The 1,547-nt window shown below is 45.2% G+C and carries 1 protein-coding gene; it reads left to right on the top strand.

The window, feature by feature from the left end; genetic code table 11:
• Positions 1–128: 128 nt before the first annotated feature.
• Complete coding sequence (locus VN105_RS15420) at positions 129–1,313, top strand: glycosyltransferase family 2 protein (protein ID WP_325642421.1); 1,185 nt, start codon at positions 129–131, stop codon at positions 1,311–1,313.
• The last annotated feature ends 234 nt before the right edge of the window (positions 1,314–1,547 follow it).

Genomic DNA, 1,547 nt, shown 5'->3' with positions numbered 1-1,547 from the left:
AACGGTGGCGAACATCTCAAAAAACGATATAAAACAAACATCCAATATAAAAATACAATTGTGTATGATCCAAATTGTGATACTTTTGCATTGAAAATACAGCAACCCCCATAAAAGTATCGTCTGCTATGTCAATTTTGTCTGTGATCTTCTGGCTAAGTGTTTTTATTGTATGCTATAGTTATATAGGATATGGTATGCTCCTTTACCTTGTTATCCGCGTAAAACGGCTGCTACAGCGCAAACCAGCCGGCAACACTGCAGCATTTGTGCCGGATGTAACTTTTCTCGTAGCTGCTTATAATGAAGAAGATTTTATTGGGGAAAAGATAACAAACAGCCTGGCCATGGATTATCCTGCCGGGAAAATACAGTTCATTTTTGTGACAGACGGATCTTCTGATAACACCAATGAAATTATTTCGCAGCATCCGCAGATAACGTTATTATATGACCCGCAGCGTAGGGGAAAAATGGCCGCGGTAAACCGCGCGATGGGATTTGTAACCACTCCCTTTGTGGTACTGTCTGATGCCAATACCCTGCTGAACCCGGCCGCTGTATCGCTGCTTATGCAGCGCTTTGCCGACGGGCAGGTAGGTGTGGTGGCCGGCGAAAAGAAGGTGATGCCCACCACCGGGGGCGCCGAAGCGCAGGGCGAAGGCATGTACTGGAAATACGAATCCCTGTTAAAGAAATGGGATGCTGAACTTTATAGTGTAATGGGCGCCGCCGGCGAACTGATTGCTATCCGTACCAGCCTGTACGAGCATCAGCAGGAAGACACCATACTGGATGATTTCATGATCTCTTTCAGGATAAATATGAAAGGTTATACCGTGATGTATGAGCCGGCCGCCTATGCTATGGAAACGTCATCGGCCTCGTTGCAGGAAGAATATAAACGTAAAGTGCGGATCAGTGCGGGCGGTTTCCAGTCGATGGGCAGGCTGCTGCCTTTGCTGAATCCTTTCAGGTATCCTAAAATCACCTGGCAATATGTTTCCCACCGGGTACTACGCTGGACACTGGCGCCTTTGTCTCTTTTGCTCGCCCTGGTTTCCAATGTTCTTCTTATCCTGTTGGGCGCTGGTACCATATATATGATCAGCGGCGTATTACAGTTACTTTTTTATGCCGCGGCGCTTACAGGTTACCTGCTGGCCAGAAAGCAGATCAAAGCCAAATATTTCTATATCCCTTTCTATTTTGTATTTATGAACGTAGCCGTTTACATCGGTTGCATACGCTTTTTCAGGAAGCGGCAATCCGCCGTTTGGGAAAGGGCGCAGCGTAGTATGGCAGTTCAATAGCAGGCAACGGTGTATTTCACCCGATAAAAATTTGCGTTTACCAGCAAAAAACCGCCGTTTGCAAAAAAAATCTTAATATATAGAACCAGTTATTTACTTTAGCGGTGGATAAATAAAACCAATTGTCATAAATGGGCTGAGAATATAAATACACCATCAATGAACTGATGTTTTACCTGCAGCCGTTTTTTTCCTGAGACCTCATCCTTCGATAAAGCCACGCCAGCTTTGGAT

The organism is Chitinophaga sp. (genome assembly GCF_035564935.1).
Classification (GTDB): Bacteria; Bacteroidota; Bacteroidia; order Chitinophagales; family Chitinophagaceae; genus Chitinophaga.
Note: the sequence above shows the minus strand (reverse complement) of the source record. Positions and strands in the feature narration are given on the sequence as shown.